The sequence below is a fragment of the Rhodococcus pseudokoreensis genome, from assembly GCF_017068395.1.
GTDB lineage: Bacteria > Actinomycetota > Actinomycetes > Mycobacteriales > Mycobacteriaceae > Rhodococcus_F > Rhodococcus_F pseudokoreensis.
This window is the reverse complement of record NZ_CP070619.1, coordinates 493,451-512,976: the sequence shown is the minus strand read 5'-3', so window position 1 is coordinate 512,976 and position 19,526 is coordinate 493,451. Positions and strand designations below refer to the sequence as shown.

Sequence of the window (19,526 nt, the reverse complement as noted above, 5' to 3'; positions counted from 1 at the left end):
GCTCTACCCATGGAACCGGTACCGGAGGACTGGCATCGTGGGCTCGTCGTGGTCGCGCACCCCGACGACATCGAATACGGCGCAGCGGCGGCCGTGGCGCGCTGGACCGGGCAGGGCAAGGACATCCGCTACGTGCTCGCCACCAGCGGAGAGGCCGGGATCGCGGGCCTGAACCCGACGGAGTCGGGCCCGCTGCGGGAGGCGGAGGAGCGGCGCTCCGCGGCCGTGGTGGGGGTGACCGACGTCGAGTTCCTCGGTTACCCCGACGGCACTCTCGTCGAGAGTCTCGCGCTCCGACGCGACCTCGCCACGGCGATCCGTCGTCATCGCCCGGATCTCGTGGTCACGGCGAACTTCGGCGACACCTGGGGGCCGGGGCAGCTGAACAGTGCGGACCACCGTGCGCTCGGGCGAGCCGTCCTCGACGCCACCGCGGACGCCGCGAACGAATGGATCTTCCCCGAACTGGGGGAGTCCGGGTTGCCGCCGTGGCGCGGAGTCCGGTGGGTGGCGGTCCACACGATGACCCCCACCCACGCCGTGGACGTCACCCACACGGTGGATCGGGCGGTGCTCTCCCTGGCCGAGCACGTCCACTACCTGGAGGCGCTCAGCGACGTGCCGGTGGGGCAGCAGGCACGGGCGCAGGTCGAGATGGTGACCGGGCCGGAACCGGGATTCGACGCCGAACGCGCGGTGGGGTTCGAGCTCTACTACTTCGGCTGAGTTCGCGAGTGACCGTGATCGTGACGATGCGCGGGATGGTGCCGGCGAGGCATTCATGCGTTACGGTGTTACATACAATGTCTATTCGTAATCCACCGTCGCGTGACGACACCTCAGCGAGCGTCGAAGACTCCATCCTCGACGCCGCACGCTCGTGCATCCTCGATTTCGGACTGCGCCGCACCACCCTCGCGGAGGTCGCGCGGAGGGCCGGCGTCAGCAGGCCGACCGTCTACCGGCGCTGGTCGGACACCAGGGCGGTGGTCGCCGATCTCATGACCCGCGAGATCGCTGCGGTGATGCCCGAATTCTCCACCGAGGAATCGGTTCACCGCCAACTGGTCGACGCCGTGGTCCACGTGTCCACCGAGGTGCGTGACCATCCGCTGTTCGTGAAGATCCTGCGCTCGGATCAGGAACTGTTCACCACCTACATCCTCGAGCGGCTCGGTACCAGCCAGCGGGCGATCATCGACCAGGTCTCGGCCGCGGTGTCGGCGGGGCAGGCCCAGGGCTCGATCCGCGCGGGGGACAGCCGTCAGATCGCCACCATGGTGCTGCTGATCGCACAGTCCGCGGTCCAGTCGGCCGTGATGGTCGCCGAGGAACTTCCCGGCGACGCCCTGACCGAACAACTCCGGCACGCCGTCGGCACCTATCTGGCACCCGACGCAGCCGACACCCACTCGACAAATCGAGGAGACCGGTGAGCAACTCCAGCACGCCGCCCGTGAGCCGCTCGTCGGCGCTGAACGCCGCGCGCCGGACACGCGAACTCGACCAATTGTCGGACGGCGCACGCGTCGACGTCCTGGTGATCGGCGGCGGCGTGACCGGCGTCGGTGTCGCGCTCGACGCGGCGTCACGCGGCCTCGACGTCGTGCTCGTGGAGAAGCGGGACCTCGCGTTCGGGACCAGCCGGTGGAGTTCGAAACTTGCCCACGGCGGATTGCGGTACCTGGCGTCGGGCAACGTCGGCATCGCCCGCGAGAGCGCGGTCGAACGCGGAATCCTCATGACCCGCACCGCACCCCACCTCGTCCGGGCGCTGCCACAGCTCGTCCCCGTACTCGATTCCACGACGCTGTTCGGAAAGTCTCTCGTCCGCACGGGATTCCTCGCCGGTGACCTGCTACGTGCGAGCGCCCGCACACCGTCGGCGGTCCTGCCGCGATCGCGGACGGTCCGGGCGGACCGGGTGGTCGAACTGACCCCCGCGGTGCGCCGGGACGGTCTTCGGGGGGGTCTGATGGCATTCGACGGCCAGTTGGTCGACGACGCCAGGCTCGTGGTGTCCCTCGCGCGCACCGCTGCGCTGCACGGCGCGAAGGTGCTCACCCGGACGGGCGCCTACGACGTGACCGGGACCTCCGCGACCCTGCGCGACGAGCTGACCGGCGCGGAACTGTCGATCACGGCGCGCGCCGTGGTCAACGCGGCAGGAGTGTGGTCGGGTGAGATCGATCCGTCGATCACGTTGCGGCCCAGTCGCGGCACACATCTGGTCCTGCCGGCGGAACGACTCGGGAACCCGACGGCGGCGCTCACGGTTCCGATCCCCGGGGAGACCAATCGCTTCGTCTTCGCGCTGCCCGCACAGCTCGGCCGCGTGTACCTCGGCCTGACCGACGAGGCGGCGCCGGGACCCGTCCCCGACGTCCCGGAAGCGTCGGAGCAGGAGATCGACTTCCTGCTCGACACGGTGAACACCGCACTCGAAGTGCCGTTGCAGCGTTCGGACGTCCTCGGCACGTTCGCCGGACTGCGACCGCTGCTCGACACCGGCGACGGATCGACCGCCGACCTCTCGCGCAACCATGCAGTCCTCCGCTCGGACACCGGTCTGGTCAGTGTGGTGGGCGGCAAGCTGACCACGTACCGCAAGATGGCGGAGGACGCCGTCGATGCCGCGGTGGCGGCGGCGGGGCTGGACGCGCGCCCCTGCCGGACTCGCGCCCTCCCGCTCGTCGGCGCCGCGACTCCCGAAGCGCTGCGGCAGGTTTCGGCCCCGCCGGCGCTGCTCGCCCGCTACGGAACGGAGGCGGCGCTGATCGCCGCGGCCGACCCGGAACTGCTGGCCCCGATCGCCGAGGGCGTGAACGTGAGCCGTGCCGAGTTCGCGTTCGCGGTGACCCACGAGGGCGCACTCGACGTCGACGACCTCCTCGACCGGCGCACCCGGATCGGGCTCGTCCCCGCCGACCGTGCGCGGTCCCTCGCCGCCGCCGAAGCCGTGTTCGAGAAACGGTGACGCCGGCCGTGTGACACCCTGTGCTTCGTGCGAGTCGCCGTGGTCGCCGGGCCTGATCCCGGACATGCCTTTCCCGCCCTGGCGTTGTGCCTCGCCTTCATCGAGGCCGGGGACGAACCGGTCCTGTTCACCGGCACCCGGTGGGTCGAGCCCGCGCGGGCAGCGGGTGTGCCTGCGGAGGTGCTGAAAGGTCTCGCACCCCGCCCGACGGACGACGACCTCGACGCGGGCGCGCGCATCCACGCCCGCGCCGCGCACATCTCCACCGAGTTGCTCCCCGACCTGCGCGCGATGGGACCCGACCTCGTGGTCTCGGACATCCTCACCGCAGGTGGCGGCATGGCCGCGGAGCGGCTGGGGATCCCGTGGGTCGAGTTGTCCCCGCACCCGCTGTACGCGGCGTCCCGGGGATTGCCGCCCATCGGAAGCGGGTTGGCTCCGGGGGTGGGAATCCGGGGCCGGGCCCGAGACACGCTCATGCGGGCGGCGACGGCGCGGTCGATCCGGCAGGGCGAGCGGCAGCGCTCCGAGGCCCGGGTCGGCGTCGGGTTGCCTGCGAAGGATCCGGGACCGGTGCGCCGGCTGATCGCGACGCTCCCCGCGCTCGAGGTGCCGAGACCGGACTGGCCCGCCGAGGCGCACGTGGTCGGGCCGCTGCTGTGGGAACCGACGAACAAGGTGCTCGAGCCGCCGGACGGCACTGATCCGCTGGTCATGGTGGCCCCGTCGACCGCGTTCACCGGTGTCGAGGGCATGCTCGAGACGACGCTCGCCGGGCTCGACGGGGCCGGCGTCCGCGTGATCGCGTCCATCCTGGAGGGATCGTCGGCCGCGGTTCCGCCCTGGGTGCGAGCGGGTCTCGGCCGTCAGGACGCGATGCTCCGCGAGGCCTCCGCCGTCGTCTGCGGCGGGGGGCACGGGATGCTGGCGAAGGCCCTGCTCGCGGGTGTCCCGGCGGTGGTGGTCCCCGGCGGCGGCGATCAGTGGGAACTCGCGAATCGCGCCGCGCGGCAAGGGAGTGCCGTCGTGGTGCGTCCCCCGAGCGCCGAGGCGCTCCGTGCGGCGGTCGACCAGGTGCTCTCGAACGGCGCCCACGCGGAGGCCGCGCAGCGCGCCGCGCGGAGCGTCACGGATGTGGCGGATCCGGTGGAGGTCTGCCGCGACGCGCTGCGGTGAGAGCCCCGCTCGGGGTTCGGCTAGCGTGGAAGCGTGCGACTGACAGAATTTCACGAACTCGTCCGCGAAGAGTTCGGGCAGATGCGCGGCGACGCACTACTGGTCGACCACGTGCTGCTCAGCCTCGGGGGCAAGACCGCCGCCGAGGCCATCGAGGACGGCCGGGAACCCCGCGAGGTGTGGCGTGAACTGTGCGCCGAGTTCGACGTCCCACCGCAGCGCCGGTAGAAATCCGGCGTGTCGAACGGACCGGTCGCACCAATCGAACACACGTTCCCCTATGCTGGAGATGTTCGGTGGTCACGGTTCTTGTCGGTACCTGGATCTAACCTGACCGCAGATCACTGATGAGACTCGAGAATGGGGACGACGATGGCACCACAGGCACACGATCGAGACAAGGCGCTCGACCTCGCGCTGGCGCAGATCGACAAGAACTTCGGCAAGGGCTCGGTGATGCGCCTGGGCGAAGGTGTCCGTCAGCCCATCGCCGTCATCCCGACCGGCTCCATCGCGCTGGACGTCGCCCTCGGTATCGGCGGGCTGCCCCGCGGCCGTGTCGTCGAGATCTACGGCCCGGAGTCCTCGGGTAAGACCACCGTCGCTCTGCACGCGGTCGCCAACGCCCAGGCGGCCGGCGGCATCGCCGCGTTCATCGACGCCGAGCACGCGCTCGACCCCGACTACGCCCAGAAGCTCGGCGTCGACACCGACGCGCTGCTGGTGTCGCAGCCCGACACTGGTGAGCAGGCGCTCGAGATCGCAGACATGCTGATCCGCTCCGGCGCCCTCGACATCCTCGTCGTCGACTCCGTGGCGGCTCTCGTCCCGCGCGCCGAGATCGAGGGCGAGATGGGCGACAGCCACGTGGGTCTGCAGGCACGTCTGATGAGCCAGGCGCTTCGTAAGATGACCGGTGCGCTCAGCAACTCCGGCACCACCGCGATCTTCATCAACCAGCTGCGCGAGAAGATCGGCGTCATGTTCGGTTCTCCCGAAACCACCACCGGTGGTAAGGCGTTGAAGTTCTACTCGTCCGTGCGCCTCGACGTGCGGCGGATCGAGACCCTGAAGGACGGCACCGACGCGGTGGGTAACCGCACCCGCGTCAAGGTGGTCAAGAACAAGGTCGCGCCGCCGTTCAAGCAGGCCGAGTTCGACATCCTCTACGGCCAGGGAATCAGCAAGGAAGGCTCGCTGATCGACATGGGTGTCGAGCACGGGTTCATTCGCAAGTCGGGTTCCTGGTACACCTACGAAGGCGACCAACTGGGGCAGGGCAAGGAGAACGCCCGCAAGTTCCTGTTGGAGAACACCGACATCCGGGACGAGATCGAGAAGAAGATCAAGGAAAAGCTCGGAATCGGCGCCGACGTCACTGCTGCTGCTACGGACGACGCCGCACCGGTCGAATTCTAGGCGCTGCCGTGCGTCCCACGGACGAAGGTGGAACGGAGACGCAGGCCAAGGATTTGTGCCTGCGTCTCCTGACGGACCGTGCCCGGAGTCGAGCGGAGCTGTCCGACCGTCTGGCGAAGAAGGGGTACTCGGCCGACATCGCCGAGCGCGTACTCGATCGGCTCACCGAGGTGGGGCTGGTCAACGATGCCGACTTCGCCCAGCAGTGGGTGCATTCGCGGCACACGTACTCCGGCAAGGGGAAACGTGCGCTCGCACTGGAACTGCGCCGCAAGGGCATCGGTCAGGAAGACGCCACCGAGGCGCTCGCTCAGATCGACAGCGAAGACGAACGAGCGCGAGCCACCGAACTGGTCGCGAAGAAACTGCGCACCGTGTCGGCGGACGACCGTGACCGGGCGGTCCGCCGGCTGGTGTCCATGCTGGCGCGTCGCGGGTTCCCCCAGGGCATGGCGTTCGAGGTCGTCAAGGAGCAACTCGACCGTGCCGGCGCGGAGACCGACGGCCTGTTCGACGAGACCTGACTCGGACACTGCCTGAATTGGACACGACGACCAACAACACTGCGGTCGGACGGGAACCGAGTTCCCATCCGACCGCAGTTGCCGTCTCGGACACAGTGCCGTGTCAGGAGCAGTGCCGGGTCACAGCCGCTTGTCGGTGATGTCCATGCCCGGGACCGATACCGCGGGAAGTTCGGGAACGGCCCCCTTGGGCCCTCCGCCCTTGCGGGCGGCCCGCAGCCGCTTCTCCACCCTGGTCGCCACCACGGTGAGCGTGTAGTTGAGGACGATCATGATGATCGCCACGACGATCAGGGCGGGCAGGTAGTTGCCGTAGAACGCACCGAGTTGCTGACCGGACCGCACCACTTCGACGTACCCGATGAGGTAACCGAGCGCGGAGTCCTTCAGGGCGACCACCATCTGCGAGATGATCGCGGGGAGCATCGCCGTCACGGCCTGCGGCAGCAGGATGGTGCGCATGACCTGGCTCTTGCGCATGCCCAGTGCCATGGCGGCCTCGCTCTGGCCCTTGGGGAGCGAGTTGATGCCGGCCCTGACGATTTCGGCGATCACCGAGCCGTTGTACAGCGTGAGGCCCACGATGACCGCGGCGAGCGCCAGGTATTTCGACTTGAAAACCTCGTACTCGGCGAACAGCTGGTACGAGAAGATCATCAGGATCAGCACCGGGATGGCGCGGAACAGTTCGACGATTCCGCCCGCCACCCATCGCACCAGGCGGTGGTCCGACAGGCGTCCGATGCCGAGGATCGCGCCGAGGATCAACGCGAACACGATCGACACGGCGGCCGCGACGAGGGTGCCGCGGATACCGGGAATGAGATACGTGGTCCACGAGGTCGATTCGGTGAACGGTTCCCATTTCGCCGCGGTCAGCTGGCCCTTGTCGTCGAGTGCGGCGTAGACGAGGTAGCCGATTCCCAGCAGTGCGAGGGCGACGGCGACGGAGATCAGGCGGTAGACGTTCTTCGCCTTCGGGCCCGGCGCGTCGTAGAGGACGGTGGCGGAATTGCTCATCGTGCAACCTCGAATCGCTTGCTCAGGTATCCGAAGAGAAGCCCCATCGGCAGGGTCAGGATCACGAATCCGAGCGCGAAGATGCCACCGACGACGAAGATGGCGGCCTCGTTCTCGATCATTTCCTTCATCAGAAGCGATGCCTCCGCCACGCCGATCACCGAGGCGATGGTCGTGTTCTTCGTCAGGGCGATCAGCACGCTGCCGAGGGGTGCGGTGACCGCGCGGAATGCCTGCGGCAGCACGATGAGCCGCAGATTCTGGGAGAACGTGAGGCCGAGCGACCGGCCCGCCTCCGCCTGGCCGACGTGCACGGTGTTGATACCGGACCGCAACGACTCGCAGACGAAGGCCGCGGTGTAGATGCTGAGGCCGAGCACGGCGAGCCGGAAGTTGTTCTGCTCGAAGAACGTCGGTGACTGCTCGGGGGCGAGCTTGACGCCCATCGTCTGGAACAGCCCGAACGAGCAGAAGATGATGATCAACGTCAGGGGAGTGTTCCGGAAGATCGTCACGTACGCCGCGCCGACACCGCGTGCGACCGGGATCGGTGACACCCGCATCGCCGCGAGGATCGTGCCGAGTATCAGAGCGCCGACAGCCGAGAACGCGGTCAGCTGCACCGTCGTCCAGAACGCGTCGATCAGCTGATCGCTGTATTTGCTCAGTAGGTCCACTTACCGTCTCCCCAGGTCACCGGTGGTTGGTGTCGAACCGGGCCGGACGACTCCACGAAAGGGGAGTCGTCCGACCCGGATGAGTGAGTTGCTCAGTACCGATCGACGGTCGGCGGTGCGGGGATCGGGTAGCCCGACGCGCCGACGGTCTCGTTGAACGCACGCGCCCACGAACCGTCCGCGATCATCGCCTCGATGGCGTCGTTGATCTTGGCGCGGGTCTCGTCGTCGCCCTTGGCCAGGCCGACGCCGTAGCGCTCCTGGGTGAACGGCGCGCCGACCACCTTCAGCTCGCCCGGGTACTGCGCCGCGTAACCGGCGAGGATGATGTCGTCGGTGGTGACGGCGTCGACTGCGCCGTTCCGCAGCGCCTCGACGCAGGCGGAGTACGTGTCGAACTCCTGCAGTTGCACGTCCTTCGCGTACTGGTCCTTGACCTTCTGCGCCGGGGTGGACCCGGTGACGGAGCACAGCTTCTTGCCACCGTTGAGCGACTCGGGGCCGGTGATGTCGGTGTTGTCGGACTTCACCAGGAGCGACTGTCCGGCGATGAAGTACGGCCCGGCGAAGTCGACCTTCTCCTTGCGGGCGTCGGTGATCGAGTAGGTGGCGACGATGTAGTCGACCTCACCGTTCTGAATCAGCGTCTCGCGCTGAGCCGACGGGGACTCCTTGAACTCGATGTTCTCGGGCGCGACACCCAGCTTGCCCGCGATGTACTCGGCCACCTCGACGTCGAAACCGCTGAAGGAACCATCGGGGTTGCGCAGTCCGAGGCCGGGCTGGTCGTACTTGATTCCGACCGTGAGCTTGCCCTCCGACGCGCTCTGGGAGGCGCTCTTCTCTTCACCTCCGCCACAGGCCGATGCGACGACGGCGAGCGCCATGACGCCGATTCCCACACGAATCGAGCGGTTGATCCTCATCGAGTTCCTCCAATTGAAATGACGGGTGTTGCCTGTGGAGCACGGTCGACCGGGAGGGCACCGCAGCGGCGCCCTCCCGGTCAGTGGCTGAGAATTTTGCCGAGGAAGTCCTTCGCGCGCTCGGATTTGGGAGCGGTGAAGAACGTGGCGGGCTCGGAATCCTCGACGATCTGGCCGTCGGCCATGAAGAGGACACGGTCGCCGGCCTTGCGGGCGAAGCCCATCTCGTGGGTCACCACGAGCATGGTCATGCCTTCCTTGGCGAGTGAGGTCATGACGTCGAGGACCTCGTTGACCATTTCCGGGTCGAGCGCGGACGTCGGCTCGTCGAACAGCATGACCTTGGGGTTCATGGCGAGTGCGCGGGCGATCGCGACGCGCTGCTGCTGACCGCCCGACAACTGCGCCGGGTACTTGTCCGCCTGGTTGGCGATGCCGACCCGTTCGAGAAGTTCGTAGGCCGTCTTCTTCGCGTCGGCGCTGCTCTTCTTCCGCACCTTGACCGGTGCGAGCATCACGTTCTCGAGGATCGTCTTGTGGGCGAACAGGTTGAACGACTGGAACACCATCCCCACGTCGGCGCGCAGCGCGGCCAGTGCCTTGCCCTCGGCAGGCAGCACCTTGCCGTCCACGGCGATCTCACCGGAGTCGATGGGCTCGAGGCGGTTGATGGTGCGGCACAGCGTCGACTTCCCGGATCCGGACGGTCCCAGGACGATCACGACCTGTCCCCGAGGAACTTCGAGGTCGATCTCCTGCAGGACGTGGAGGGCGCCGAAGTGCTTGTTCACCGATTTCATCGAGATCATGGACGGGGCCGCGCCCGTGGGGGGTGTCGGCGTCGCGTCGTCGGCTTGCGTCATAGTCGATGACCCTATGTGCTGCGAGCGGGAGCACCTGTCATTTGCTCCGAGAATCCTCGGGATGTCACGGAAACTTTACTGTCCGGCTTCGGTCGTGTGTCCTGGCGCACACCGGCCGCGACGAGGCGATTTGGCGCGGGCCGTACCCTGGCATACGTGGACACGATCGACCAGACCCCTCACCGCAGCTACGAGGTGCGCACGTACGGCTGCCAGATGAACGTGCACGACTCCGAGCGGTTGTCGGGGCTCCTCGAGGACGCCGGCTACACGAAGGCGGCCGCCGGGCAATCGCCGGACCTCGTCGTCTTCAACACCTGCGCGGTACGGGAGAACGCCGACAACAAGCTGTACGGCAACCTGAGCCATCTGGCGCCGGCGAAGGAACAGAATCCCGACATGCAGATCGCGGTCGGCGGGTGCCTGGCGCAGAAGGACCGCGACGTCGTCGTGAAGAAGGCGCCGTGGGTGGACGTCGTGTTCGGCACCCACAACATCGGGTCGCTCCCGGCGCTGCTGGACCGGGCGCGCCACAATCAGCGGGCCGAGGTCGAGATCCTCGACGCGCTCGAGGCGTTTCCGTCGACGCTGCCCGCCAAGCGGGAGTCGGCGTACGCCGGCTGGGTGTCCATCTCGGTGGGATGCAACAACACGTGCACGTTCTGCATCGTGCCCGCGCTGCGCGGCAAGGAGGTCGACCGGCGGCCCGGCGACATCCTGGCCGAGGTGCAGGCCCTGGTGAACGAGGGCGTCGTCGAGGTGACGCTGCTCGGGCAGAACGTCAACGCGTACGGCGTGTCGTTCGCCGACCCCGACCAGCCCCGCGACCGGGGCGCGTTCGCCGCGCTGCTGCGTGCGTGCGGCGACGTCGACGGGCTCGAGCGCGTCCGCTTCACCTCGCCGCACCCGGCCGAGTTCACCGACGACGTCATCGAGGCGATGGCCGAGACCCCCAACGTGTGCCCTCAGCTGCACATGCCGCTGCAATCCGGTTCGGACCGCGTCCTCAAGGCGATGCGTCGCTCCTACCGGAAGTCGCGGTTCCTGGGGATCATCGAGAAGGTCCGCACCGCGATGCCGCACGCGGCGATCACCACCGACATCATCGTGGGGTTCCCCGGTGAGACCGAGGAAGACTTCCAGGACACGCTCGACGTCGTCCGGCAGGCGCGCTTCACCAGCGCGTTCACCTTCCAGTACTCCAAGCGGCCCGGCACCCCGGCAGCGGACATGGATGACCAGCTGCCCAAGGCCGTCGTGCAGGAACGGTACGAACGTCTCATCGCGTTGCAGGAACAGATCACGCTCGAGGAGAACCAGAAGCTCGTCGGCGCCGAGGTGGAACTGCTCGTCGCCGCCGGGGAGGGCCGCAAGAACGCGGAGACCGCCCGGATGAGCGGGCGCGCCCGCGACGGCCGGCTCGTCCACTTCCGGCCGGAGGGAAACCTCGACGGAAACGTCCGGCCCGGCGACGTCGTCACCATCGTGATCAGCGCCGCCGCCCCGCACCACCTCGTCGCGGACACCCCGGTCCTGACCCACCGCCGCACCCGCGCAGGCGACTCCTTCGAGAAGGGCGTCACCCCGAAGACCCCGCCGATCGGAGTGGGACTCGGACTGCCGCAGATCGGTGCGCCCGCACCACTACCCGCTCAGATGGGATGCAACGCATGACCCCGCAGTTCGACGAACAGCGCCACGACGACCCGAGTGACGCGAACGAGCCGATCGAGAGCTACCTCAAGGACTTCGACGCCGCCGAGAAGAAGGTGGCCGGTGAGATCGATCCCGGGGCGCGTGCGCTCGTCGTCGCCGTCGCGGTGGTCGTGCTCCTGGGCTCGCTGACGTTGCCGCACTCCGGCATCGCCAACGGCTGGGAGGTGCTGGTGTACGGGGACGACGCCCTCGCGGAGACGATCAAGCTGCCGTCGCGACTGTTCGTGTGGTTCGAGGTGGTGTTCGGGGTCGTCGTGTCGATGCTGGCGCTCGTCACCCGCCGTTGGGCTCTCGCGTGGGTGGCCCTCGCGGGAACTGCCGTGTCCATCGTGTTCGGCATGCTCGCCATCTGGTCGCGGCAGACCCCGGCGCCCGGCGTCGAGGCGGCCGGGCCGGGCATCGGGCTGATCATCGGCTGGCTCACCGTCATCGTGCTGACGTTCCACTGGCTGAAGGTGGTCTGGAGCCGGACCGCGCTGCAACTGGCCGCGGAAGAGGAACGCCGCGCCGCTGCCGCCGAAGCGGAGCGACGCGGCGACTGGAACGTCGGCTGATCGTGCCTACTGGCCGCTGACGGCGCCCTCTGCAGCCTCGGCCCATTCGCGCCACTGCTGGGCCTGCGCGAGGGCGCTCTCGGCGTCCTTCGTCTTGCCCGCCGCGGTGGCCTTGGCCGCCTGCTCCTCGAACTGTGTGACCCGCTCCCGGAACTGCGCGGCCCGGGCGAGCGCCTCCGGGTCGGTGCGGCGCCATTCCTCGTCGGCGGCGTCGCGGACCCGCTTCTCGATGGCACGCAGCTTGCCCTCGAGGTCGTGCATCCGTTCGCGGGGCACCTTCCCGATGGCGTCCCACTTCTCCTGCAGGTCACGGAGTGCGGCCCTCGCCCCGTCGATGTCCTTGGAGGGATCGATGTGGCCGGCGTTCTTCAGCAACTCCTCCTTGGCGACCGCGTTCTCCTCGAACTCGGCGTCGCGTTCGGAGGATGCGGCGTTGCGGGCGGCGAAGAACACGTCCTGAGCGCCCTTGAAACGCTTCCACAGGTTGTCGTCGGCTTCCCGTGGTGCGCGTCCGGCGGCCTTCCATTCGGCGAGCAGATCGCGGAAGGCTCCGGCCGTGGGACCCCAGTCGGTGGAGTCGGATAATGCCTCCGCCCGCTCGACGAGTTCTTCCTTCTTGGTCTTGGCGGCGGCGCGCTCACGGTCGAGTTCGGCGAAATGCGCGCCTCGGCGCCGGTTGAACGCCTCCCGCGCCTTGGAATACCGCTTCCACAGCGCGTCGTCGACCTTCCGGTCGATCCCGCGGATCGTCTTCCACTCGTCCAGGATCTCGCGCAACCGGTCGCCGGCGGCCTTCCACTGCGTGGACTCGGCACCGATCTGTTCCGCCTCGGCGGCCAGTTCTTCCTTGCGTTCGGTGTGCGCCTGCCGCGACAGTTCCTTCTCGTGCTTGGCGTGGGCGGCGGCCTCGTCGGACCCGGCGATGATGACGTCGAGTCGCGCGGCGAGCGAGTCGATGTCACCGATCACCGCGGCGGTCGGGAGGGATTCGGCGAGAGCGATTGCCGCCGTCTTCGTCTTCTTCGCGTCGCCCGCACCGGAATTGAGCCGGGCCTCGAGGAGGGCCACTTCGGTGGCGAGATCGTCGAAGCGCCGACCGAAGTGCGCCAGGCCTTCGGCCGCGTCTCCGGCCTGCCACGACCCGATCTGCCGTTCGCCGTCCGCGGTCTTCACCCAGGCGGTGCCGTCGTCGTCGACGCGGCCGAACTCGCTCGGATCACTGTGTGCGGGGGCGGCGACGGCGGGGGCGGAGAGGGCGTGCGTCGGTGTGGGGTGGGGCTTGGGTGCACCCGGTTTCGCGGCGGCACCCGGCTTCGGGACGCTGGGCTTCGGTGTGTCGTGCTGCTGAGCGGCAGGCTCCACGGCGGGCTTCGCGTCGCTGCTGTCGGTCATCGGTTCCTCATCTCTGCCGCGCGTCACGGCTGCCTGAACGCAATACTGGCTCCATACGACCCGGGACGGGTGCTGGCTCCATTCAACCCGGTACGGGCCCTGTGGACTATTGAATCAGGTCGGACGGTCCGTGTTGGTACCGATTGACGGCAGTGCCCGAATCGGATGTCGGGTCCGTGCCAGCGGTCGACTAGCGTGACTGTGTGTTCACCGCTGCCATCCTCGTGCCGTCCCCACCGTTGCTGGTACCCGAACTGACCGGGGCGGCCGCTGCGGAGACGGCGCCGCTGCGGGACGCGGTCCAGGCGGCGGCGAAGGCCTTGTCCGCGATCGCCACCGAATGGGTGGCGGTCGGCGCGGCGCCCATCGCGGCGGAGGTGCGGGCCGACGCGCAGGGCACCTACCGCGGCTACGGCGTCGACGTGCGGGTCACGCTGCGGCCCGGTCCCGCCGGCGAGCCCGACCCGGACCTGCCGCTCGCGGCGCTGACGGCCGGGTGGATCCGGGGAACGTGCGCGCCGGACGCCGTCGTCGACGCGCGGATCCTCGCCGCCGACCTGTCGCCGCAGCAGTGCGCCGCGTACGGCGCGGAACTGCGCACATTTCTCGACCGGGACCCCGAGCCGCGCGGGCTGGTGATCGTCGCGGACGGAGCGAACACCCTCACGGCGAAGGCGCCGGGCGCGTTCGACCCCCGTGCGGAAGGTGTGCAGGCCCGCGTCGACGCGGCCCTCGACATCGGTGACCGGGACGCGCTGCTCGCCCTCGACCCCGCCGAGTGCGCCGCCCTCGGCATCGGTGGGCGGGTCCCGTGGCAGGTGCTCGCCGGAGTGTTCGACGCTGCGCCCGCCTCCTGCCGGACGTTGTACAGCGCCGCGCCCTACGGAGTCGGCTACCACGTGGGGGAGTGGCGTCCGTGACCTCACCCGTCCCGATCGCCGTCGTCGGACCGACCGCCACCGGAAAGTCGGATCTCGCGCTGGACCTGGCGGAACGACTCGGCGGCGAAATCGTCAACATCGACGCCATGCAGCTGTACCGCGGCATGGACATCGGCACCGCCAAACTCGCCCCGGCCGAACGCCGCGGAATACCGCATCACCAACTCGACGTGCTCGACGTGACGCAGACGGCCACCGTCGCGAACTATCAGCAGGCCGCGGTCCGCGACGTGGAGGCGATCGCCGCCCGCGGCGCCGTGCCGGTCATCGTCGGCGGATCGATGATGTACGTGCAGTCACTGCTCGACGAGTGGAGCTTCCCCGCCACCGATGCGTCGGTGCGGGCGCGGTGGGAAGCCGTCCTCGCCGAGCAGGGCGTCGCGGCCGTCCACGCCGAGCTGAGCCGGGTGGATCCCGACGCCGCCGCATCGATCCTCCCCACCGACGGCAGGCGCCTGGTCCGTGCCCTCGAAGTCGTCGAGATCACCGGCAGGCCGTTCGCGGCGTCCGCCCCGCGCATCGGCGAACCACGCTGGGGCGCACACATCGTCGGCGTCGACCGCGACACCGCCGAACTCGACGACCGGATCCGGCTCCGCACCCGGCTGATGTTCGAACAGGGACTCGTCGACGAGGTGCGCGGGCTCATCGACGTGGGACTGCGCGACGGCGTCACCGCGCCCCGGGCCATCGGTTACGCGCAGGTCCTCGCGTGGCTCGACGGCGAATACGACCTGGCCGAGGCCGAGGAACGCACGTTCATCGGCACCCGGCGCTACGTGCGCAGACAACGGTCCTGGTTCCGCCGCGACCCCCGCATCCACTGGCTCGACGGAAACACCCCCGACCTCGCGGACGCCACGATCCGCACCCTCGACGAGACGCGAACACTGGGAGAACGATGAGCCGAACACCGTCCGGGCGGCACCGTCCGGCCTCGTCCGTGCTGGTGACCACCCGCAACGCCCGCTTCCAGCAGTGGCAGTCGTACCTCACCAACCGCGCCAAGCGGACGAAGGCCGGACGCTTCCTGATCCAGGGCGTGCGCCCCCTCAACCTCGCCCTGGAACACGACTGGCCGATCGAATCGCTACTGCACCGCATCGACGGCCCGCCGCTGTCCGACTGGGCGCGGGAACTGCTCGCGACCCGATCCGTCGAACAGATCGGTGTCAGCGCCGAACTGATGACCGAACTCGGCGAGAAGACCGACACCGCGCCGGAACTGATCGCGGTCGCGAAGACCCGCGCACCGCGACTGAAGGACCTGCGACTGCAGTCCGTCCCCCTCATCGTCGTGTTCGACCGGCCCACCTCACCCGGAAACCTCGGTACCCTCGTCCGCTCCGCCAACGCGTTCGGCGCGGACGCGGTCGTCGTGGTCGGCCACGGCGCCGACCCGTTCGACCCCCGCAGCGTCCGCGCCTCCACCGGATCGCTCTTCGCGATGCCCGTCGTCACCGTGTCGTCCGTCGACGAGATCCTCGCCTTCCGCGAAGCGAGGAGAGCGTCCGGAACCGAACTGCACATCGTCGGGACGGACGAGACCGGTTCCGTCACCGTCGACGCCCACAACTTCGGTGGCGGCACCGTGCTCGTGATCGGCAACGAGACCCGCGGGATGAGCGCCGCGTGGCGCAGCGCCTGCGACACGGTCGTCAACATCCCGATCGGGGGCGCGGCCAGTTCCCTCGGCGCCCCCTCCGCCGGCGCCGTCGCCCTCTACGAAATCGCCCGGCAGCGCAGATGAGAACCGGTACCTCCTCGGCCGTTGGTTAGAGTGGTGCGCATGGATTTCAGCAAGGGACACGGCACCGAGAACGACTTCGTGGTCCTCCCCGATCCCGACGTCCGCATCGACCTGTCTGCCCCGCGGGTGGCGGCGCTGTGCGATCGCAGGCGCGGACTCGGCGCCGACGGAATCCTGCGCGTCGCCAAGGCCGGTGCGCTGGCCGCTGCCGGTGTGCTCGCCGAACTCCCGGACGGCACGTCCGAGGACGACTGGTTCATGGACTACCGCAACGCCGACGGGTCGATCGCGGAAATGTGCGGCAACGGTGTCCGCGTCTTCGCCCACTACCTCCGGTCGACCGGTCTCGAGACGCGCGACGAGTTCGTGGTCGGCAGCCGGGCCGGCGGCAAACCGGTGATCGTGCACTCGGCCGACGGCTCCGTCGGCGAGGTCACCGTCGACATGGGTGTGGTGCGCGATCTCGGAACGAGCGCCGCGACCATCGACGGCAAGGTGTTCAACGGCATCGGCATCGACGTCGGCAATCCGCACCTGGCGTGTGTCGACGCGCACCTCACGGCGGCGTCCCTGTCGGCCCTCGACCTGACGGCCGCACCCGGCTTCGATCCCGGTTTCTTCCCCCACGGCGTCAACGTGGAGATCCTCACCCGCATCGAATCCGGCGCTGTGGACATGCGGGTGCACGAGCGCGGGGTCGGCGAGACCCGGTCGTGCGGCACCGGCACGGTGGCCGCGGCCACCGCCGCACTGCGCTTCGACGGCGCCGATTCCGGTGAGGTGAATGTCCGCATTCCCGGTGGTCAGGTCACGGTGGCGCTGTCCGGCGGCCGGGCGACGTTGCGCGGCCCGTCGGTCCTGGTGGCGTCCGGGAACCTCGACGACAAGTGGTGGAACGGCCTCGCCTGATCGCCCTGCGCGAAATGCACGTGCACGCCCTCGACATTCCGTGGGATCATGAGGGTGTATGACGAAATCACATCGCACAGAAGAATCGCCGATCTCCGACTCCACCGAGTTCGCCTACGACGACGGGCGCCCTTCGGTCGGCGAGATGCAACTCGAGGACCGCAGCGCGCTGCGCCGGGTTGCCGGGCTCTCCACCGAGCTCACAGACGTCACCGAGGTCGAATACCGGCAGCTGCGCCTCGAACGCGTGGTGCTCGTCGGTGTCTGGACCCAGGGAACCGCGGCGCAGGCCGAATCCAGCATGGCCGAACTCGCCGCGCTGGCCGAGACCGCCGGATCCGAGGTCCTCGAGGGCCTCGTTCAGCGGCGGGACAAGCCCGACGCGGCCACCTACATCGGGTCCGGCAAGGCCGAGGAACTCCGTGAGGTCGTCCTCTCCACCGGCGCCGACACCGTCATCTGCGACGGTGAACTCACCCCTGCGCAGCTGACCGCGCTGGAGAAGGTCGTCAAGGTCAAGGTCATCGACCGGACCGCTCTCATCCTCGACATCTTCGCCCAGCACGCCACGTCCAGGGAGGGTAAGGCGCAGGTGGCGCTGGCCCAGATGGAATACATGCTGCCCCGACTGCGCGGCTGGGGTGAATCGATGTCCCGGCAGGCGGGTGGTCGCGCCGGCAGCAACGGCGGCGTGGGTCTGCGTGGTCCCGGTGAGACCAAGATCGAGACGGACCGCCGTCGTATCCGTGAGCGGATGGCGAAACTGCGTCGCGAGATCAAGGGCATGAAGGCCGCCCGCGACACCAAACGCACCAGGCGTCTGCGCAGCGAGACCCCGTCCATCGCGATCGTCGGTTACACGAACGCAGGCAAGTCGAGCCTGCTCAACGCGTTGACCGGGTCCGGGGTGCTGGTGCAGAACGCGCTGTTCGCCACCCTCGATCCCACCACCCGGCGGGCGGCGCTGGACGACGGCCGCGAATACGTCCTCACCGACACCGTCGGCTTCGTGCGGCATCTGCCGACGCAGCTGATCGAGGCGTTCCGCTCGACGCTCGAGGAAGTGACGGACGCGGATCTGCTGCTGCACGTCGTCGACGGTTCCGATCCGCTGCCCACGGATCAGATCAAGGCGGTCCACGAGGTGATCACCGAGGTGATCCGGGAGAACGACGCCGCGGCCCCGCCCGAGCTCATCGTGGTGAACAAGATCGACGCCGCCGACCCGGTCACGCTGACCCAGCTGCGTGGCCTGCTGCCCGGTGCGTCGTTCGTCTCCGCCCGGACCGGCGAGGGCATCGCCGAGTTGCGGGCACATCTGAGCGACGTCCTGGTCCGCCCGGAGATCGAGGTCAGCGTTCTCCTCCCGTACAACCGGGGCGACCTGATGGCCCGGATCCACTCGGACGGTCAGATCCTCGACTCCTCCCACGAGGAGGACGGCACACGCGTCCACGCGCGGGTGCCCGAAGCGCTGGCGTCGGCACTGGTCGAGTACAGCGGCAGTGCCTGACCGCTCACGGTGGTCCGCCCGCGTGGCGGTCGCCGTGCTCGCGGCGTGCGCACCGCTCGCCGCGGCGGGAGTGGGGTCCGCTGAGCCGTTCTTCCGCGACCAGACCGCGGTCGACGCGTCGGAGTTCGGCGCGCTGTGCACTCCCGACGATTCCGCGGTCGGCACCCCGGACGAGGCCTCGCTCGAGGAGTTGTCGGGGCTCGTGTCGGCGGGCGGGCTGTTGTACGCGGTCGGCGACAGCGGGTCCGATCGGGCGGTCGCGGTGATGGACGGGAACTGCGCCGTGCAGCGCTGGCTTCCGCTGCCGGTCGATCCGTACGACGTCGAGGACCTGGCGTCCGGCCCCGACGGCCGGCTGTGGCTGGCCGACACCGGCGACAACGCACGCAGGCGCGAGACGGTGGCGTTGATCGCGATGGACCGTGACACGGGCGCGGGAGAGCTGCATCGGCTGACGTATCCGGACGGCCCCCACGACGCCGAGACCGTCCTGGTCCAGCGCGACGGCACCCCGTTGATCGTCACGAAGGAAGTGTTCGGGGCGGGCAACGTGTACCGGCCCGTCGGCGGTGTCGCCGTGGGCGACCTCGCGAGCCCCGGCCCGACCCCGCTGGAGAAGGTCGGAACGCTGGACGTCGCGGCGACGAACGGCGTCGACGACGCGACCACCGGCAGTGGCACCACGGCACCGGCCGTGCATTCGACGATGTTCACCGGCGGGGCCGTGTCCGCCGACGGGACCGTCGCCGCCGTGCGCAGCTATTCCGACGTGTTCCTGTTCTCCGCCCCGGACGGCGACCTGGCGGCGGCATTCGCGGCCGGACCCGTCGTGCGCGCCCACGTGCCGGAGCAGCCGCAGGGGGAGTCGGTCGCGTTCACCGAGAATGGCGACCTGCTGATCGCCTCCGAGGCCAGGGAGGGGCCCGTGCCACCGATTCGGGTGCTACCCGGGGCGGTGTCGAGGGTGCAGGAGCAGGCCCGTGTCCAGGCCATTTCGGACGAGGTGTCGACGCAGTCGCCGGGAACGCTGTGGGGGATCGGGGTCGCGGGCGGCGCAGTAGTGCTCGTCGTGGTCGCCGGCTACCTCGTCCGCCGTCGTGCCCGATAGGTCTGATTTGCGAGAAATGTTGCGAGCCTGATTCTTTCGGCGGGTGACACGGTGTGAATAC

Annotated in this window: 20 protein-coding genes; 15 read left to right on the top strand and 5 right to left on the bottom strand. The window is 69.0% G+C overall.

Annotated elements, in window-relative coordinates:
- Positions 1 to 9: 9 nt before the first annotated feature.
- The 7 genes from JWS13_RS07715 to recX all read left to right on the top strand — a co-directional run bounded on the left by JWS13_RS07715 (position 10) and on the right by recX (position 6,096).
- Positions 10 to 726, top strand: a complete 717-nt coding sequence (locus JWS13_RS07715) for a PIG-L deacetylase family protein (RefSeq protein ID WP_206005174.1) — start codon at positions 10 to 12, stop codon at positions 724 to 726.
- A 77-nt stretch (positions 727 to 803) separates the two neighbouring features.
- Positions 804 to 1,436: a TetR/AcrR family transcriptional regulator gene (locus JWS13_RS07710; protein WP_206005173.1), complete on the top strand. Its 633-nt coding sequence runs from the start codon at positions 804 to 806 to the stop codon at positions 1,434 to 1,436.
- Positions 1,433 to 2,977, top strand: coding sequence for a glycerol-3-phosphate dehydrogenase/oxidase (locus JWS13_RS07705; protein ID WP_206005172.1), 1,545 nt, complete (start codon positions 1,433 to 1,435; stop codon positions 2,975 to 2,977). The genes JWS13_RS07710 and JWS13_RS07705 overlap by 4 nt, the downstream gene beginning before the upstream one ends.
- A 27-nt stretch (positions 2,978 to 3,004) precedes the next feature.
- On the top strand, positions 3,005 to 4,153 hold the full coding sequence (locus tag JWS13_RS07700; protein ID WP_206005171.1) for a glycosyltransferase: 1,149 nt from the start codon (positions 3,005 to 3,007) through the stop codon (positions 4,151 to 4,153).
- A 33-nt stretch (positions 4,154 to 4,186) separates the two neighbouring features.
- The gene (locus JWS13_RS07695) at positions 4,187 to 4,381 is read left to right on the top strand and encodes a DUF3046 domain-containing protein (RefSeq protein ID WP_015890433.1); all 195 of its coding nucleotides are present in this window, start codon (positions 4,187 to 4,189) and stop codon (positions 4,379 to 4,381) included.
- Between the two features lie 144 nt (positions 4,382 to 4,525).
- Positions 4,526 to 5,572 carry a recombinase RecA gene (gene recA, locus JWS13_RS07690; RefSeq protein WP_087555792.1) on the top strand — a complete coding sequence of 349 codons (1,047 nt, stop codon included), beginning with the start codon at positions 4,526 to 4,528 and terminating at the stop codon, positions 5,570 to 5,572.
- 8 nt (positions 5,573 to 5,580) lie between these two features.
- Positions 5,581 to 6,096: a recombination regulator RecX gene (recX, locus tag JWS13_RS07685; RefSeq protein ID WP_206005170.1), complete on the top strand. Its 516-nt coding sequence runs from the start codon at positions 5,581 to 5,583 to the stop codon at positions 6,094 to 6,096.
- A 120-nt stretch (positions 6,097 to 6,216) separates the two neighbouring features.
- Here recX and JWS13_RS07680 read toward each other — a convergent pair whose 3' ends face one another.
- The 4 genes from JWS13_RS07680 to gluA all read right to left on the bottom strand — a co-directional run bounded on the left by JWS13_RS07680 (position 6,217) and on the right by gluA (position 9,528).
- Entirely contained in the window at positions 6,217 to 7,116 is a 900-nt protein-coding gene (locus JWS13_RS07680; protein ID WP_206005169.1) for an amino acid ABC transporter permease, read from the bottom strand.
- Positions 7,113 to 7,793, bottom strand: coding sequence for an amino acid ABC transporter permease (locus JWS13_RS07675; protein ID WP_072942416.1), 681 nt, complete (start codon positions 7,791 to 7,793; stop codon positions 7,113 to 7,115). Before JWS13_RS07675 ends, JWS13_RS07680 begins: the two co-directional genes overlap by 4 nt.
- Before the next feature lie 92 nt (positions 7,794 to 7,885).
- Entirely contained in the window at positions 7,886 to 8,719 is an 834-nt protein-coding gene (locus JWS13_RS07670) for a glutamate ABC transporter substrate-binding protein (RefSeq protein ID WP_124392899.1), read from the bottom strand.
- 80 nt (positions 8,720 to 8,799) lie between these two features.
- Complete coding sequence (gene gluA / locus JWS13_RS07665; RefSeq protein ID WP_087555993.1) at positions 8,800 to 9,528, bottom strand: glutamate ABC transporter ATP-binding protein GluA; 729 nt, start codon at positions 9,526 to 9,528, stop codon at positions 8,800 to 8,802.
- 210 nt (positions 9,529 to 9,738) lie between these two features.
- On the opposite strand from gluA, the gene miaB reads away from it, so the two are divergent.
- Both miaB and JWS13_RS07655 read left to right on the top strand, forming a co-directional pair.
- Entirely contained in the window at positions 9,739 to 11,256 is a 1,518-nt protein-coding gene (gene miaB / locus JWS13_RS07660; RefSeq protein ID WP_206005168.1) for a tRNA (N6-isopentenyl adenosine(37)-C2)-methylthiotransferase MiaB, read from the top strand.
- Positions 11,253 to 11,852, top strand: coding sequence for an Rv2732c family membrane protein (locus tag JWS13_RS07655; RefSeq protein ID WP_206005167.1), 600 nt, complete (start codon positions 11,253 to 11,255; stop codon positions 11,850 to 11,852). Before miaB ends, JWS13_RS07655 begins: the two co-directional genes overlap by 4 nt.
- Positions 11,853 to 11,858: 6 nt before the next feature.
- Here the strand turns inward: JWS13_RS07655 and JWS13_RS07650 are convergent, their stop codons facing one another.
- Positions 11,859 to 13,244, bottom strand: a complete 1,386-nt coding sequence (locus tag JWS13_RS07650) for a DUF349 domain-containing protein (protein WP_087555798.1) — start codon at positions 13,242 to 13,244, stop codon at positions 11,859 to 11,861.
- A 203-nt stretch (positions 13,245 to 13,447) separates the two neighbouring features.
- On the opposite strand from JWS13_RS07650, the gene JWS13_RS07645 reads away from it, so the two are divergent.
- Genes JWS13_RS07645 through JWS13_RS07620 form a run of 6 tightly spaced genes read left to right on the top strand, consistent with a single transcriptional unit; the run spans position 13,448 to position 19,465 of the window.
- Complete coding sequence (locus JWS13_RS07645; protein ID WP_206005166.1) at positions 13,448 to 14,164, top strand: class III extradiol dioxygenase subunit B-like domain-containing protein; 717 nt, start codon at positions 13,448 to 13,450, stop codon at positions 14,162 to 14,164.
- Positions 14,161 to 15,090 carry a tRNA (adenosine(37)-N6)-dimethylallyltransferase MiaA gene (gene miaA, locus JWS13_RS07640; protein WP_206005165.1) on the top strand — a complete coding sequence of 310 codons (930 nt, stop codon included), beginning with the start codon at positions 14,161 to 14,163 and terminating at the stop codon, positions 15,088 to 15,090. The genes JWS13_RS07645 and miaA overlap by 4 nt, the downstream gene beginning before the upstream one ends.
- Entirely contained in the window at positions 15,087 to 15,935 is an 849-nt protein-coding gene (locus JWS13_RS07635) for a TrmH family RNA methyltransferase (RefSeq protein ID WP_206005164.1), read from the top strand. Before miaA ends, JWS13_RS07635 begins: the two co-directional genes overlap by 4 nt.
- Before the next feature lie 39 nt (positions 15,936 to 15,974).
- Positions 15,975 to 16,844 carry a diaminopimelate epimerase gene (gene dapF / locus JWS13_RS07630; protein ID WP_206005163.1) on the top strand — a complete coding sequence of 290 codons (870 nt, stop codon included), beginning with the start codon at positions 15,975 to 15,977 and terminating at the stop codon, positions 16,842 to 16,844.
- A 58-nt stretch (positions 16,845 to 16,902) separates the two neighbouring features.
- On the top strand, positions 16,903 to 18,357 hold the full coding sequence (hflX, locus tag JWS13_RS07625; protein WP_206005162.1) for a GTPase HflX: 1,455 nt from the start codon (positions 16,903 to 16,905) through the stop codon (positions 18,355 to 18,357).
- Entirely contained in the window at positions 18,350 to 19,465 is a 1,116-nt protein-coding gene (locus tag JWS13_RS07620; RefSeq protein WP_206005161.1) for a hypothetical protein, read from the top strand. The genes hflX and JWS13_RS07620 overlap by 8 nt, the downstream gene beginning before the upstream one ends.
- The last annotated feature ends 61 nt before the right edge of the window (positions 19,466 to 19,526 follow it).

Coding starts and splice junctions, on each gene's coding strand:
- JWS13_RS07715 (WP_206005174.1), top strand. CDS start 10: ATGGAACCGGTACCGGAGGACTGGCATCGTGGGCTCGTCGTGGTCGCG.
- JWS13_RS07670 (WP_124392899.1), bottom strand. CDS start 8,719: ATGAGGATCAACCGCTCGATTCGTGTGGGAATCGGCGTCATGGCGCTC.
- hflX (WP_206005162.1), top strand. CDS start 16,903: ATGACGAAATCACATCGCACAGAAGAATCGCCGATCTCCGACTCCACC.
- JWS13_RS07710 (WP_206005173.1), top strand. CDS start 804: ATGTCTATTCGTAATCCACCGTCGCGTGACGACACCTCAGCGAGCGTC.
- JWS13_RS07680 (WP_206005169.1), bottom strand. CDS start 7,116: ATGAGCAATTCCGCCACCGTCCTCTACGACGCGCCGGGCCCGAAGGCG.
- JWS13_RS07655 (WP_206005167.1), top strand. CDS start 11,253: ATGACCCCGCAGTTCGACGAACAGCGCCACGACGACCCGAGTGACGCG.
- gluA (WP_087555993.1), bottom strand. CDS start 9,528: ATGATCTCGATGAAATCGGTGAACAAGCACTTCGGCGCCCTCCACGTC.
- JWS13_RS07650 (WP_087555798.1), bottom strand. CDS start 13,244: ATGACCGACAGCAGCGACGCGAAGCCCGCCGTGGAGCCTGCCGCTCAG.
- JWS13_RS07635 (WP_206005164.1), top strand. CDS start 15,087: ATGAGCCGAACACCGTCCGGGCGGCACCGTCCGGCCTCGTCCGTGCTG.
- dapF (WP_206005163.1), top strand. CDS start 15,975: ATGGATTTCAGCAAGGGACACGGCACCGAGAACGACTTCGTGGTCCTC.
- recA (WP_087555792.1), top strand. CDS start 4,526: ATGGCACCACAGGCACACGATCGAGACAAGGCGCTCGACCTCGCGCTG.